15 protein-coding genes are annotated in these 14,026 nt (G+C 66.9%); 3 read left to right on the forward strand and 12 right to left on the reverse strand.

Annotated features, from left to right (window positions below):
• The first annotated feature begins 1 nt into the window (after position 1).
• Positions 2-964 carry a GlxA family transcriptional regulator gene (locus AC1M14_RS23590; protein ID WP_102775807.1) on the forward strand — a complete coding sequence of 321 codons (963 nt, stop codon included), beginning with the start codon at positions 2-4 and terminating at the stop codon, positions 962-964.
• 11 nt (positions 965-975) lie between these two features.
• On the opposite strand, the gene nrdR is transcribed toward AC1M14_RS23590, so the two are convergent.
• The 4 genes from nrdR to tyrS form a co-directional block, all read right to left on the reverse strand.
• Positions 976-1,455, reverse strand: a complete 480-nt coding sequence (nrdR, locus tag AC1M14_RS23595; RefSeq protein ID WP_102775806.1) for a transcriptional regulator NrdR — start codon at positions 1,453-1,455, stop codon at positions 976-978.
• A gap of 172 nt (positions 1,456-1,627) precedes the next feature.
• Positions 1,628-2,878 carry a serine hydroxymethyltransferase gene (glyA, locus tag AC1M14_RS23600; protein WP_102775805.1) on the reverse strand — a complete coding sequence of 417 codons (1,251 nt, stop codon included), beginning with the start codon at positions 2,876-2,878 and terminating at the stop codon, positions 1,628-1,630.
• Positions 2,879-3,144: 266 nt separating this feature from the next.
• Entirely contained in the window at positions 3,145-3,801 is a 657-nt protein-coding gene (locus tag AC1M14_RS23605; protein ID WP_102775804.1) for a YbhB/YbcL family Raf kinase inhibitor-like protein, read from the reverse strand.
• 74 nt (positions 3,802-3,875) lie between these two features.
• On the reverse strand, positions 3,876-5,105 hold the full coding sequence (tyrS, locus tag AC1M14_RS23610) for a tyrosine--tRNA ligase (protein WP_111826726.1): 1,230 nt from the start codon (positions 5,103-5,105) through the stop codon (positions 3,876-3,878).
• A gap of 278 nt (positions 5,106-5,383) precedes the next feature.
• Here tyrS and AC1M14_RS23615 point away from each other — a divergent pair, with 278 nt between their 5' ends.
• The gene (locus AC1M14_RS23615; RefSeq protein WP_102775802.1) at positions 5,384-6,793 is read left to right on the forward strand and encodes a M23 family metallopeptidase; all 1,410 of its coding nucleotides are present in this window, start codon (positions 5,384-5,386) and stop codon (positions 6,791-6,793) included.
• A 118-nt stretch (positions 6,794-6,911) separates the two neighbouring features.
• A complete protein-coding gene (locus AC1M14_RS23620; RefSeq protein WP_111826727.1) occupies positions 6,912-7,991 on the forward strand; it encodes an anhydro-N-acetylmuramic acid kinase in 1,080 nt (359 codons plus the stop codon).
• Positions 7,992-8,093: 102 nt separating this feature from the next.
• On the opposite strand, the gene erpA is transcribed toward AC1M14_RS23620, so the two are convergent.
• The 8 genes from erpA to AC1M14_RS23660 form a co-directional block, all read right to left on the reverse strand.
• Positions 8,094-8,465 carry an iron-sulfur cluster insertion protein ErpA gene (erpA, locus tag AC1M14_RS23625; RefSeq protein ID WP_102775800.1) on the reverse strand — a complete coding sequence of 124 codons (372 nt, stop codon included), beginning with the start codon at positions 8,463-8,465 and terminating at the stop codon, positions 8,094-8,096.
• Positions 8,466-8,551: 86 nt separating this feature from the next.
• On the reverse strand, positions 8,552-9,298 hold the full coding sequence (locus AC1M14_RS23630) for a DUF6776 family protein (protein ID WP_102775799.1): 747 nt from the start codon (positions 9,296-9,298) through the stop codon (positions 8,552-8,554).
• 42 nt (positions 9,299-9,340) lie between these two features.
• On the reverse strand, positions 9,341-10,405 hold the full coding sequence (gene argC / locus AC1M14_RS23635; protein ID WP_102775798.1) for an N-acetyl-gamma-glutamyl-phosphate reductase: 1,065 nt from the start codon (positions 10,403-10,405) through the stop codon (positions 9,341-9,343).
• Between the two features lie 183 nt (positions 10,406-10,588).
• On the reverse strand, positions 10,589-10,981 hold the full coding sequence (gene rpsI / locus AC1M14_RS23640) for a 30S ribosomal protein S9 (RefSeq protein WP_042796334.1): 393 nt from the start codon (positions 10,979-10,981) through the stop codon (positions 10,589-10,591).
• A gap of 9 nt (positions 10,982-10,990) precedes the next feature.
• Positions 10,991-11,419, reverse strand: a complete 429-nt coding sequence (rplM, locus tag AC1M14_RS23645) for a 50S ribosomal protein L13 (RefSeq protein ID WP_043544818.1) — start codon at positions 11,417-11,419, stop codon at positions 10,991-10,993.
• Between the two features lie 251 nt (positions 11,420-11,670).
• A complete protein-coding gene (locus AC1M14_RS23650) occupies positions 11,671-12,381 on the reverse strand; it encodes an ABC transporter ATP-binding protein (protein ID WP_102775797.1) in 711 nt (236 codons plus the stop codon).
• On the reverse strand, positions 12,378-13,166 hold the full coding sequence (locus AC1M14_RS23655) for an ABC transporter ATP-binding protein (RefSeq protein WP_102775796.1): 789 nt from the start codon (positions 13,164-13,166) through the stop codon (positions 12,378-12,380). The genes AC1M14_RS23650 and AC1M14_RS23655 overlap by 4 nt, the downstream gene beginning before the upstream one ends.
• Positions 13,159-14,025 carry a branched-chain amino acid ABC transporter permease gene (locus tag AC1M14_RS23660; protein ID WP_102775795.1) on the reverse strand — a complete coding sequence of 289 codons (867 nt, stop codon included), beginning with the start codon at positions 14,023-14,025 and terminating at the stop codon, positions 13,159-13,161. The genes AC1M14_RS23655 and AC1M14_RS23660 overlap by 8 nt, the downstream gene beginning before the upstream one ends.
• Position 14,026 lies beyond the last annotated feature (1 nt).

The following is a 14,026-nucleotide window of genomic DNA, read 5'->3' on the forward strand; positions in this document are numbered from 1 at the left end:
CATGGTGCCGGTGTATTTCGTGCTGTCGCAAGGCGTCGTCCTGCTGGACGTGGCCGGCCCGGCCGAAGCGTTCCGCGTGGCCAACAAACTCTGCCCCGGCGCGTTCGAACTGCATTTCTGCGGCCCGTCGCGCGAGGTCGAGAGCGGCCTGCCCGGCCTGCACCTGGCCCAGGTCAAGCCGCTGCCGGCAGCCTTGCCGGCGCACGCGCTGGTCATCGTATCGGGCGTGGTGGGCCAGCCCACGCGCCTGGACGAACCGCAGGCCCGCGCCATCATCGAGTGGCTCGCGCAGCGCCACCCGGCCGACGGCTTCACGCTGATGACCGTGTGCGCGGGCGCGCTGTTCGCGGCCCGCGCCGGACTGACGCGGCAGCGCGAATGCACCACGCACCACAGCTGCCTGCAGCAGCTGGCGGCCATAGACCCGAGCGCGCGGCTGCACGACAACCGCATCTTCGTCGAGGACGGCAAACTGGTCAGCAGCGCCGGCATTACCGCCGGCATCGACCTGGCGCTGCACATGGTGTCGCGCCATTGCGGGCCGCGGGTGGCCAGCGAGGTGGCGCGCGACATGGTGGTCTACCAGCGGCGCGCCGGCACCGATTCGGCGCTGTCGCCCTGGCTGGACCACCGCAGCCACCTGCATCCGGGCGTGCACCGGGTGCAGGACGCCGTGATCCGCGATCCGGCGGCGCCGTGGTCGGCGCAATCGCTGGCCGACCACGCGCATACCAGCGCGCGCCATCTGACCCGCCTGTTCCGCGAGCACGCGGGCTGCACGCCGATGGACTATCTCTACCAGATACGCGTGGCGCTGGCGCGCGACCTGCTGCGCGACACCCGGCTGGACCTGGAGCGCGTGGCCGAAAAATCGGGTTTCGGCTCGGCCCAGCACATGCGGCGGGTCTGGCGCAAGTTCCAGCCGCTCACGCCCAGCCTGGCGCGCGCGGCGGCCGAACACTGACGGGACGGGGCTTAGTCCTTGCGCAGCTTGCCCGGCAGCAGCGGGCCCTGCATCTCGCGGATGGCCTCGACGAATTCGCCGATGTCCTCGAAGCTCTTGTAGACCGAGGCGAAGCGCACGTAGGCCACCTTGTCGAGCTTGCGCAGCTCGTTCATGACCAGTTCGCCGATCTGCTCGGTGGGCACCTCGCGCAGCCCGCTGGCCAGCAGCTGCTCTTCGATGCGGGCGACCGCGGCGTCCACGTCTTCGGTGCTGACCGGCCGCTTGCGCAGCGCCAGGCTCAGGCTGGCGCGCAGCTTGCCGGGATCGTAATCGCTGCGGCTGCCGTTGCGCTTGACGACCGAAGGCATGGCGAGCTCCACCCGTTCATACGTGGTGAACCGCTTGTCGCAGGACAGGCAGCGGCGGCGACGCCGGATGGCGTCGCCCTCTTCGGAGACCCGGCTGTCGACGACCTGCGTTTCGGCATTGCCGCAAAATGGACACCGCATGTGTGATCCCTAAAGGCGCTGGAGGCAATAGTTAAGCATATTGTAACGGCGACCCGCAGCCATCCATACAGGCCAGGCCGCAAGGCCGGGGCCCGCAAAAAAGCGAAGGGACGGCGCCTTGCGGGACCGTCCCTTAGCCAGGCCAGTGCGGGCGCGCGGCCCGCAGGCGGGCTTACTTCTTGCCGTAGACCGGCAGGCGCGCGGTCAGTTCATTGACGCGGGCGCGCACGGCGGCGATGTTGGCCTCGTCGCGCGGGTTGTCCAGCACGTCGGCGATCAGGTTGGCGGTCAGCTCGGCTTCCGCTTCCTTGAAGCCGCGGGTGGTCATGGCCGGCGTGCCCAGGCGGATGCCGCTGGTCACGAAGGGCTTTTCCGGGTCGTTCGGGATGGCGTTCTTGTTGACCGTGATGTGGGCCTGGCCCAGCACGGCTTCGGCTTCCTTGCCGGTGATGCCCTTGGAGCGCAGGTCCACCAGCATCACGTGGCTTTCGGTGCGGCCGGAAACGATGCGCAGGCCGCGCTTGACCAGCGTGTCGGCCAGGACCTTGGCGTTCTTGACGACCTGCTCGGCGTAGGTCTTGAACTCGGGTTCCAGCGCTTCCTTGAAGGCCACGGCCTTGCCGGCGATGACGTGCATCAGCGGGCCGCCCTGGATGCCGGGGAAGATCGCCGAGTTGATGATCTTTTCGTACTCGGCCTTCATCATGATGACGCCGCCGCGCGGGCCGCGCAGCGACTTGTGCGTGGTCGAGGTGACGAAGTCGGCGTGCGGCACCGGGTTGGGGTAGACGCCGCCGGCGACCAGGCCGGCGTAGTGGGCGATGTCGACCATGAACAGCGCACCGTTGTCGTGGGCGATGCGGGCCATGCGCTCGAAATCGATGTGCAGGGCGTAGGCCGAGGCGCCGGCGACGATCAGCTTGGGCTTGTGCTCCTTGGCCAGCTGCTCGACCTGGGCGTAGTTCAGGACTTCGTTTTCGTCCAGGCCGTACGAGATGAAGTTGTACAGCTTGCCCGAGGCGTTGACGGAAGCGCCGTGGGTCAGGTGGCCGCCTTCGGCCAGGCTCATGCCCAGCACGGTGTCGCCCGGCTTGAGGACGGCCATGTACACGCCCTGGTTGGCCTGCGAGCCCGAGTTGGGCTGCACGTTGGCGGCTTCGGCGCCGAAGATCTGCTTCAGGCGGTCGATGGCCAGCTGTTCGACCACGTCCACGTACTCGCAACCGCCGTAGTAGCGCTTGCCCGGGTAGCCTTCGGCGTACTTGTTCGTGAACTGCGTGCCCTGGGCTTCCATGACGGCCGGGCTGGCGTAGTTTTCCGAAGCGATCAGCTCGATGTGCTGCTCCTGGCGCACGTCTTCCTTCTGGATGGCGGCCCAAACGTCCGGGTCAGCCTTGGACAGGGTGAGGTTGCGGTCAAACATGACGGGGGGTTCCTGAGACGGTAAGAAAGAGAGGAAAACGGCGTCGGACGGGGTAAACCCGGACAATGGCGGATAGTTTACCGCGTCGGGCCGGGCAAATTGCCGCCAAAATGCGCGCAACCCGGGCAAAAATGCCTCGACGGGCGCGAAAACCACGGCATCGCGGCGCGTACGGCAAAACGCCTCAAGCCGGCTTGAGGAACTTTCATGCAAGCCGGCAAGAAAAAAAGGGCCGCATAAAGCGGCCCCTTGCCGGCGGCGCGGCCTCAGGAGGCCGAGGTGGCGCCGATCTGCTTGGGCGCAAGCCTGGGGTTGAGCGTGTAGGTGCCGGTCAGCGAGGCTTTGGCCAGCACGTGGTTCTGCATGGCGCGCAGCGCGTCCTCGCCGGTGAACGAACCCTGCAGGTTCAGGGTCGGCACGTCCAGCGCGTACAGGGTGAACACATAGCGGTGCACCAGCGCGTCGTTCCAGGGCGGGCACGGGCCGTCATAGCCGAAATAATCCCCGCTCATGTCGTGGTCATTGGCGAACCACGAGGAATACGAGTTGATGCCCTGGCGCGTGTCCATGGGCGCCAGCGGGCCGCCCTTGCCGCGCGGCGTGATGCCGTTGGAGAAGGCCCCTTCGTCGATTTCGCGCATGTCGGCGGCCAGGTCCACCAGCACCCAGTGGAAGAAGTCCACGCGCGGCAGGTCGGCCGGCACTTCGCGGCCTTCCTGGTTGACGTCGTCGGGACTGGAGGGGACGTCGGGATCGTGGCAGATCAGGGCGAACGACTGCGTACCCGCCGGGACGTCGTCCCAGGAAAACTGCGGGTTGTAGTTGTCTGCCAGCGCGACGTGCGATTGCGCATCGATCTTGCCGAACGCGTAGCGCTCCGGAATCGACTCGTGATCGGAAAAGGACAAACTCGAGAGTTCCATGTCGTGCTCCTAGATTTGCCGCAAAGGCCCCACAGCCCCTGCCCGTACGCTCACAGGGTATCAAATCCTGATTGTCACGGCTTCAAATTAACACGCGCGAACTTGCGCTTGCCCACCTGGACCACGTAAGACCCCGCGGGCAATTGCAACGATTTGTCTTCCACGCGGTCGCCGTTGACGCGCACGCCGCCCTGCTCCACGTTGCGCTGCGCCTCCGAGCCGGACGCCACCAGGCCGGCTTCGCGCAGCAGCTTGAGTATGCCCACCGGCGCGCCGCCGATGTTCACTTCGGGGATGTCGTCGGGGATGGCGCCGTCGCGGAAGCGGGCCTCGAACGTGGCCAGCGCCGCTTCGGCGGCCTTGGCCGAGTGGAAGCGCGTGATGATTTCCTGGGCCAGCATGACCTTGGCGTCGCGCGGGTTGCGCCCGCCGTCGATTTCCTGCTTGAGCGCGGCGATGGCGTCCAGCGACAGGAACGACAGCAGCTCGAAGTAGCGCCACATCAGCGTGTCGGAAATCGACATGAGCTTGCCGAACATGGAGTCGGGCGACTCCGAAATGCCGATGTAGTTGCCCTTGGACTTGGACATCTTCTCGACGCCGTCGGTGCCCACCAGCAGCGGCATCGTCAGGATGCACTGGGGCTCCTGGCCATATTCCTTTTGCAGCTCGCGGCCGACCAGCAGGTTGAACTTCTGATCGGTGCCCCCCAGCTCCAGATCGGACTTCAGCGCCACCGAGTCATAGCCCTGCATCAGCGGATACAGGAATTCGTGCACCGAGATCGGCACGCCGTTCTTGAAGCGCTTGGTGAAGTCCTCGCGCTCCATCATGCGCGCCACGGTGTAGCGCGAGGCCAGCTGGATCATGCCGCGCGCGCCCAGCGGATCGCACCACTCGGAGTTGTAACGGATCTCGGTGCGCGCCGGGTCCAGCACCAGGCTGGCCTGGGCGTAATAGGTCTGGGCGTTGGCCTCGATCTGCTCGCGGGTCAGCGGCGGGCGGGTGTTGTTGCGGCCGCTGGGGTCGCCGATGGTCGAGGTGAAATCGCCGATCAGGAAGATGACGTTGTGCCCCATGTCCTGCAGCTGGCGCATCTTGTTCAGCACCACCGTGTGGCCCAGGTGGATGTCGGGCGCGGTGGGGTCCAGCCCCAGCTTGATGCGCAGCGGCACGCCGGTGGCGCGGCTGCGGGCCAGCTTGCGGACGAACTCGGATTCGACCAGGAGTTCGTCGCAGCCACGCTGGGCTATACGCAGATCGGCTTCGACTTCGGGAGTGATGGGGGCTTCTGAGGATGACATGGCAGGGGGACTGACGCGGCTTTGGCCGACAAAAAGGTGTAAAAAGTGACGAAAACTATCGAAAATTCTAGCCGAATCGGCTAGGATACCGCCCTAATCATACGCAATTGCCAGCTATACGCAGTTGCGGCCGCTTTACCCCGGTTTTTTCCGTTTCACTCACCCGTTGTTCACAAGATGCGCCTCGCGCCTGCCCTTGCCCCGGAAACCGTGGCGCGCGAGGGTATGTCCGCATACGCACCCTGCGAGCTCCTGCCACCTGAGAGGGTAACTTCACGATGACTCGTGGCCTCCACGAACTGGCGAGTAGCATCAAGCGCAAAGTTGCTGCCCTGTTTGCGCCCGTAGAACCCAAGCCGCACCGCTCGGGACTTTTCCGTCGCACTCTTCTCGTCACCGCACTCGGCCTGTTTGCCGGCGCCGCCGCCCTCGGCATGGTGCAGCAACCCGACCGCACCGAACTCCCCCCGTCGCGCATCATCCGCAGCGTCCTGCCGCTAAGCGCCGAGCAGGTCGAAGTCAGCGCCCCCAGCGCCGCGCCCTACATCAGCGAGACCCGCATCCGCCCGGGCGACACGCTGTCGGCCGTGCTGCAGCGCCTGGACCTGGACGCGCCCAACCTGCAGGCCTTCCTGACCCACGACGCCAGCGCCCGCAGCATCTACAAGCTGTACCCCGGCCGCTCCGTGCAGGCCGCGACCGACGAAGACGGCAAGCTGCTCTGGCTGCGCTACATCCACACCCCCGGCAACGAGGCCGACGGCCAGATCGTCACGCGCCTGCTGCACGTGGCGCCGTCGGGCGACAGCTACAAGGCCGAGGAAGTCACCGAAAACACCGAGCGCCAGACCCGCGTGGCCGTGGGCACGATCCGCTCCTCGCTGTTCGGCGCCACCGACGAGGCCGGCATCCCGGATTCGGTCACCATGCAGATGGCCGACATCCTCAGCGCCAAGATCGACTTCCTGCGCGACCTGCGCCAGGGCGACCAGTTCCGCGTGGTCTACGAAGTGCGCTCGCACGACGGGCGCTACGCCGGCGCCGGCCGCGTGCTGGCGCTGGAATTCATCAACGGCGGCAAGACCTACAGCGCCGTCTGGTTCAGCCCCGACGACAAGAGCGGCTCGTACTACGACTTCGACGGCACCAGCCTGCGCGGCGCCTTCCTGCGCACCGCGCTGAAGTTCAGCCGCATCAGCTCCACCTTCGGCATGCGCATGCACCCCATCCACAAGACCTGGACGGGACACAAGGGCGTGGACTACGCGGCGCCGTCCGGCACCCCGATCCACTCCACCGCCGACGGCACGGTCGAATTCGCCGGCTGGCAGAACGGCTACGGCAACGTGGTCATCGTCAAGCACCACGGCAAGTACTCGACGCTGTACGCGCACCAGAGCCGTATCGCCCAGGGCATCACCAAGGGCGCGAAGATCTCGCAAGGCCAGCTGCTGGGCTACGTCGGCTCCACCGGCTGGGCCACGGGCCCGCACCTGCACTACGAGTTCCGCGTGGCCAACCAGCCGGTCGACCCGCTGGCCGTGGACCTGCCCGTGGCGCGCAGCCTGGAACCCGCCGAAGTGCGCGCGTTCAACCAGGCCGTGGCGCCGTACAAGCAGCAGATCCAGCTGCTGACCCAGTTCCAGCAGACCCTGCCCGACGCGCTGACCAACGTGGCCAGCCGCTAGGCAAGACGTCACCCCGAAGGCGGCCCCGCACGATCACTGCGCGGCCGCTTTTTTTATTGCGAGAGGCCATCCCGTGACTTCCCGAGTCTCCAAGGATTCCAGGCTCTACATCGGCTTGATGTCGGGCACCAGCGTCGACGGCGTCGACGGCGTGCTGGCGCGCCTGGGCGGCGGGCAGCCGCCCCAGGTGCTGGCCAGCGCCAGCCTGCCCATGCCGGCCGGCCTGCGCCAGGAACTGCTGGCGCTGAACCAGCCCGGCGAGGACGAACTGGCGCGTGGCGCGCTGGCCGCCAATGCGCTGGCCCGCCTGTATGCCCAGGCCGTGGCCGCGCTGCTGCAGGACGCCGCGGTGGCGGCGCAGGACGTGGCGGCCATCGGCGCCCACGGCCAGACGGTGCGGCACCGCCCCGATCGCGGCTATACCGTGCAGCTCAACGCGCCCGCCCTGCTGGCCGAACTGACCGGCATCGACGTGGTGGCCGACTTCCGCAGCCGCGACGTGGCCGCCGGCGGCCAGGGCGCGCCGCTGGTGCCGCCCTTTCACGCAGCCGTCTTCGGCGCCGCCCACGGCCGCGCCGTGCTCAACCTGGGCGGCATCGCCAACGTGACGCTGCTCGCGCCCGGCCAGCCCCCGCGCGGCTTCGACACCGGCCCGGCCAACGTGCTGCTCGACGGCTGGTGCCAGCGCCACCTGGGCGCGCCATTCGACGCCGACGGCCGCTGGGCCGCCACCGGCCGGGTGCTGGCGCCGCTGCTGGAACAGCTGATCGCCGGCGAGCCCTGGTTCGCCCTGCCGCCGCCCAAATCCACCGGCCGCGACCTGTTCAACATGCAATGGCTGGACAGCCGGCTGGCGGCCTACGACGGCCCCAGCCCGGCCCCGCAGGACGTGCAGGCCACGCTGGAGCGGCTGACGGCGCGCAGCGTGGCCAATGCCATCGACGCCGCCGCACCCGGCACCCAGGAGGTGTACGTCTGCGGCGGCGGCGCGCGCAATCCGGGGCTGATGCGCGAGCTGGCGTACTGCCTGCAGCGGCCGGTGCAGGCCACCGACGCGCTGGGCGTGCCGGCGCAGGAAGTCGAGGCGCTGGCGTTTGCGTGGCTGGCGCAGGCGTTCCTGGAGCGGCGGCCGGCGGGCATGCCCGCGGTCACGGGAGCGCGGGGGGAGCGTATTCTGGGGGGGCTTTATCCGGCTTAGGCGGGATGAAAAGGGGGGCTGTGGGCTGGCATCAACCCCTCACACGCAAAAAAGCCCTTCGGCATGCCGAAGGGCTTTTCTTGGCGACTCGGAACCGGCGGTTTACACCGAGAACGAGGAACCGCAGCCGCAGGTGGTGCTGGCGTTGGGATTGCGGATGACGAACTGCGCGCCTTCCAGGTCTTCCTTGTAGTCGATTTCGGCGCCGACCAGGTACTGGAAGCTCATCGGATCGACCAGCAGCTGCACGCCGGCCTTGTCCAGCACGGTGTCGTCTTCGTTGACGACTTCATCGAAGGTGAAGCCGTACTGGAAGCCCGAACAGCCGCCGCCCTGCACGAATACGCGCAGCTTGAGCTCGGGATTGCCCTCTTCGGCCAACAGATCCTTCACTTTGGCCGCGGCCGAGTCGGTAAAGAGCAAGGGAGCAGGCGGGGCGGCCTGCAGGTCGACGGTTTCGGTCACTGCATTCATGGTTCACTCCTGGCCGGTTCGGCCATATTTCGGTGAGCGGCCTCGCCGCCCGTATGTTGTCACTATAGCGCACGCTTTGCGCAGACTCAAAGTTCCAGCTTGACGTTGCGCGACGCGCGCACGGTTTCGCCTTCCAGCACGCTGACGGTCACGCTTTCGGGGACAAAGCCCTCTGGCAGCGCCAGCACGCCCTGGCTGCGCTGGTACTGGTCGAACTGCAGGGCCAGCGAGGCCGCGGCGGTGCTTTCGCCGGTATTGGTCACCGGGCCGGATTCGGCCTTGACCTGCAGCGGCGCCAGCTCGACGGTGACCGTCTCGCCCTGGAGGGTGCCGGTGGCCTGGAACCGCAAGGCCCCGGCGAACGGCGTACCGCCATTGCGGCCGCTGCGCATGAGCAGGACCTTGTAGCGCAGGCCGCCGCCGCCGCGGTCGATCTGCACGCCGCGGATGTCGACGGCGCCTTCGGGGCCCGGCGGCAGCAGCTGCTCATAGAACGCCAGCTGGTCGCGCACCCGGCCGACTTCGGCCTGGACGGCGCGCAGCTCGGTTTCGAGTTCCTGGCGCGCGGCGCGCTCGATGACCAGTTCGCCGTCAGCGGCGTCGAGCTGTCCCTGGACGTAGCGCAGCTGCGTGGCCTGCTGGCGCATGGACTCTTCCTGGGCCTCGGCCTGGCGGGCGCTGATGACGACGGCGTCCTGCGGCCGGTAGAGCTGGCGGGCGTAGAAATAGCCCGCGGAGCCGCCCAGCAGCACGCCCGCCAGCAGGCCCGCGAACACGCGCAGCAGCCCGCCGGCCGGGCGGGTCTGGGGCGTTGCGTTGGGGTCTGGAGGCATGAAGGACGGCGGCCCGCGGCCGGGCCGCGGACCTTGTTTACGTCAGGGCAGGATGGCGACCTGGTCCAGGCCGGTGGATTCGGGCACGCCGAACATCAGGTTCATGTTCTGCACCGCCTGGCCGGCGGCGCCCTTGACCAGGTTGTCCTGCACCACCAGCACGATGAGCTGGTCGCCGTTGCCGGGACGGCTGAGCGCGATGCGCAGGTTGTTGGACGCGCGCACCGAGCGCGTCTCGGGCAGGCTGCCGGCCGGCATCACGTCGACGAAGGGCTCGTTCGCGTAGCGTTCTTCGAACAGCGCCTGGAAGTCGGTGTCGCGGGCCTCGGGCAGGATGCGCGCGTAGATCGTGGAGAACATGCCGCGGATCATCGGCACCAGGTGGGGCACGAAGGTCAGGCCGACCTTGCCGCCGGCGATCTTTTCCAGCTGGGCGACGATTTCGGGGTGGTGGCGATGGCCGGCCACGCCATAGGCCTTGAAGTTGTCGGAAGCCTCCGAGAACAGCGAACCCACTTCGGCCTTGCGGCCGGCGCCCGACACGCCCGACTTGCAGTCGGCGATCAGGGTCTGCGCGTCGACCAGCTTCTTGCCGCCTTCGAGCAGCGGCGCCAGGCCGAGCAGCACGGTGGTGGGATAGCAGCCCGGGTTGCCGATGACGCGCGCCTTGGCGATGGCTTCGCGGTTCAGTTCGACCAGGCCGTACTGCGATTCGGCCAGGATGTCGGGGCAGGTATGGGGAATCTTGTACCAGCGTTCGAAGGTGGGGATGTCCTGCAGGCGGAAGTCCGCGGCCAGGTCGATGACCCGGGTGCCGGCGGCGATCAGTTCCTGGGCCTGGGCCATGGCCACGCCGTGCGGCGTCGCGAAGAACACCACGTCGCAATCGGTCAGCGTGGCCTTTTCCGGCGCCGAGAAGGCGATGTTCACGCGGCCGCGCAGGTTCGGATACATGTCGGCGACAGGCAGCCCGTCTTCCTTGCGGGACGTGATGGCGGTCAGTTCCACGTTGGGGTGCTGCGACAGCAAGCGCAGCAGTTCGACGCCGGTATAGCCGGTGCCGCCGACGATGCCGACCTTGATGCGGGTGTTCGATGCTTGGGCCATGGTAAGTGCTCTTCGAAGAACGAGGATAGATTGTATCGCTCGGGACAGCGGCGTTGCGGCACAGCGGCCGGGATGGCGCCGCAACACCAGGTTCGGACCGCGGCCGAGGCGCGGAGTTCCGCGCCGGCCCGCGGCGGCCATATGAAAAAAGCCCGCCGAAGCGGGCTTTTGGTGCAGAGCGCCTTAGCGCTTGCTGAACTGCTTGCGACGGCGCGCCTTGCGGAAGCCGACCTTCTTGCGTTCGACTTCGCGGGCATCGCGGGTCACGAAGCCGGCTTGCGACAGCGCGGACTTCAGGGTGGCGTCGTAGTCGATCAGGGCACGCGTGATGCCGTGACGGACTGCGCCGGCCTGGCCGGTTTCACCGCCGCCGTGCACGTTGACCTTGATGTCGAACGATTCCAGGTGGCCGGTCAGTTCCAGCGGCTGGCGCACGATCATGCGGCCGGTTTCGCGAGCGAAGAACTCGTCGACGGGCTTGCCGTTGACGACGATCTTGCCCGTGCCCTTCTTGATGAAAACGCGAGCCACCGAGGTTTTGCGACGGCCGGTTCCGTAGTTCCAGTTACCGATCATGGCGTTTCCTTAGATATCCAGCGTCTTGGGCTGCTGGGCGGTGTGCGGGTGCTCGGCACCGGCGTACACCTTCAGTTTCTTGATCATGGCGTAGCCCAGAGGACCCTTGGGCAGCATGCCCTTGACAGCCTTCTGGATGGCGCGGCCGGGGAAACGCTCTTGGAGCTTCTCGAAGTTCGTTTCACGGATACCGCCCGGGTACGTGGTGTGGCGGAAGTACTTCTTGTCCTTCGCCTTGCTACCCGTAACGACGATATCGGCAGCGTTGATGATGACGATGTAGTCACCGGTATCAACGTGCGGCGTGAATTCAGGTTTGTGCTTGCCACGCAGACGACGTGCGACTTCGCTGGCCACACGACCGAGGACTTTGCCCTTGGCGTCGATCACAAACCAGTCACGTTGGACTTCATGCGGCTTGGCCACAAAGGTCTTCATGATGGTTCCTAGTAAAAATTTTCTCTGGCTGGACCATCCAACCAGGTTTTTTCCCCAACTAAGCCGAATTGCCGGAAAAAAAACCGGCAACTCCAGCCCATATCGGCGTCTGCCTAAGCGTTATTACCCGCCCGTGCTTCTGGCCAAAATGAGGGAAAGCCAACGATTCTAGCACAGTTGCTCAAAAAATGGGCAACCCCGTGCGCACACGGAAGAATCCGACAGGAGGGACGCATCCCCCCTGCCCCGTATCAGCCGCCGAGATAGGCTTCCAGCACGCGGGGATGGCCCAGCAGTTCGCGGCCGGTGCCGGTCAGCGCCATGGCGCCGTTTTCCAGCACGTAGCCCTGCTGCGCGATCTTGAGCGCCTGGCGCACGTTCTGCTCCACCAGGAACAGGGTCAGGCCGTCGGCGTTGATGGCGCGCAGCGAGCGGAAGATTTCCTGGACCACGATGGGCGCCAGGCCCATGGACGGTTCGTCCAGCAGCAGCAGGCGCGGCTTGGCCATCAGGGCGCGGCCGATCGCCAGCATCTGCTGTTCGCCGCCGGACAGGTTGCCGGCGATTCCCGTGATCCGCTCCTTCAGGCGCGGGAACAGGTTGAACACGTATTCCAGGTCGTCGCCGACGTTCTTCAGGCCGCGGCGGTAGGCGCCCAGCTCCAGGTTTTCCAGCACCGTCATGGTGGTGAGGATGGCGCGGCCTTCGGGCACCTGCACGATGCCGCGCGCCACCAGCTGGTGCGGCGCCAGGTTGGTGATGTCCTCGCCTTCGAACGTGATGCGGCCGCGCGCCTTGGGCAGCAGGCCCGACAGCGCCAGCAGCGTGGTCGATTTGCCGGCGCCGTTGGCGCCGACCAGCGCGGTGATTTCCTTGGCGTTCAGATCCAGGTCTATGCCGCGGACAGCTTCGATGTGGCCGTAATTGACCTCGAGCCCGCGGACTTCCAGCATTGCGCTCATTTCGCGCCCTCCGCCAGTTCGGTGTCGTCGTCGTCTTCGCGGCCCAGGTAGGCCTCGATGACCTGCTCATTGTTGCGGATTTCCTCGGGACCGCCGCAGGCGATGATCTTGCCGAAGTTCAGCACCGCGATGCGTTCGCACAGGCCCATGACGAAGCGCATGTCGTGCTCGATCATGAGGATGGTGTAGCCGCGGTCGCGGATCGCCAGGATCTCGCGCATGAGTTCGGCGCGCTCGCCGGTGTTCATGCCGGCCACGGGCTCGTCCAGCAGCAGCAGCTTGGGCTCGGTGGCCAGCGCGCGCGCCAGCTCCAGGCGGCGCTGTTCGCCGTAGGACAGGTTATCCGCCAGGTCGTTGGCCTTGTGGTCCAGGCGCATCCAGGTCAACAGTTCGTGGGCGCGCTCGCGGGCGCGCTGCTCGGCCTCGCGGTAACCCGGCAGGCCCAGCAGCAGGCCGGGAAAGCCGTAGTTCATGTGGCGGTAGGCGCCCACCACCACGTTCTCCAGCAGCGTCATCTCCTTGAAGAGACGGATGTTCTGGAAGGTGCGGGCGATGCCCATGCGCGTGATGCTGTGCGGCTTCTTGCGCAGCACGCTCTCGCCCTGGAAGGTGATGGCGCCGCCGCTGGGCGGCAGCAGGCCGGTGATCAGGTTGAACACCGTGGTCTTGCCGGCGCCGTTGGGGCCGATCAGGCCGAAGATGGCGCCTTCGGGCACCGACAGGCTGACGTCATGCAGCACGTGCAGGCCGCCGAAGTTCTTGGAGACGGAGGAGAGCTCAAGCATGGCGCTTGCCTCCTTGACGCATCCAGCGCTTGAAGCGCGCCGGATCCCAGATGCCTTGCGGCAGGAACAGCACTATCACCACCAGAATCACTCCGTTGAGGACGAGGCGGAAATCCGCGAATCCGCGCAGCAGTTCGGGCAGCACCGTGATGATGAAGCTGCCCAGCACGGGGCCGGTCAGGCCGCCGATGCCGCCCAGGATGGCCATGGTCAGGATTTCCACGCCACGGTCGAAGCCGTATTCGTTGGGGCCGATGAAGAAGGTCAGGTGGGCGTTGAGCGCGCCGGCCAGACCCGCGATCACGGCGCCGGCCACGAAGGCCAGCATCTTGTTGGCGCGCACGTCGATGCCCATCAGGCCGGCGGCGGTTTCGTCGCCGCGGATGGCGTCGAAGGCGCGGCCGACCTTGGAGGCGCGCACGCGCCACAGCACCAGCAGCACGATGACGACCGCCAGCAGCACGTGCCACCACTGCGTCAGCTGCGGAATGCCGTTAAGGCCCAGGGCGCCGCCGGTGATGGATTCGGTGTTCAGCACCGTCACGCGCACCACTTCGCCGAAGCCCAGCGTGGCCATCGCGAGATAGACCCCGGACAGGCGCAGGGTGGGCAGGCCGATCAGGGCCGCCACCAGCGCGGGCGCGGCCATGCCGCCGGCCAGCGCGACGGTGAACGGCGCGTCGTAGTTCATGGTGAGCAGCGCGGCGGTGTACGCCCCGATGCCCATGAAGGCGGCGTTGGCCATGGCCAGCATGCCGCAGGCCAGGGTCAGCCAGATGGAGAGGGCCAACAATGCGTTGGTGCCCAGCGTGAGCACCAGGTTGCCATAGATGGCCCAGAAGTTTTCGAATCCGCTCATA

This window comes from Achromobacter sp. SX5 (genome assembly GCF_056711425.1).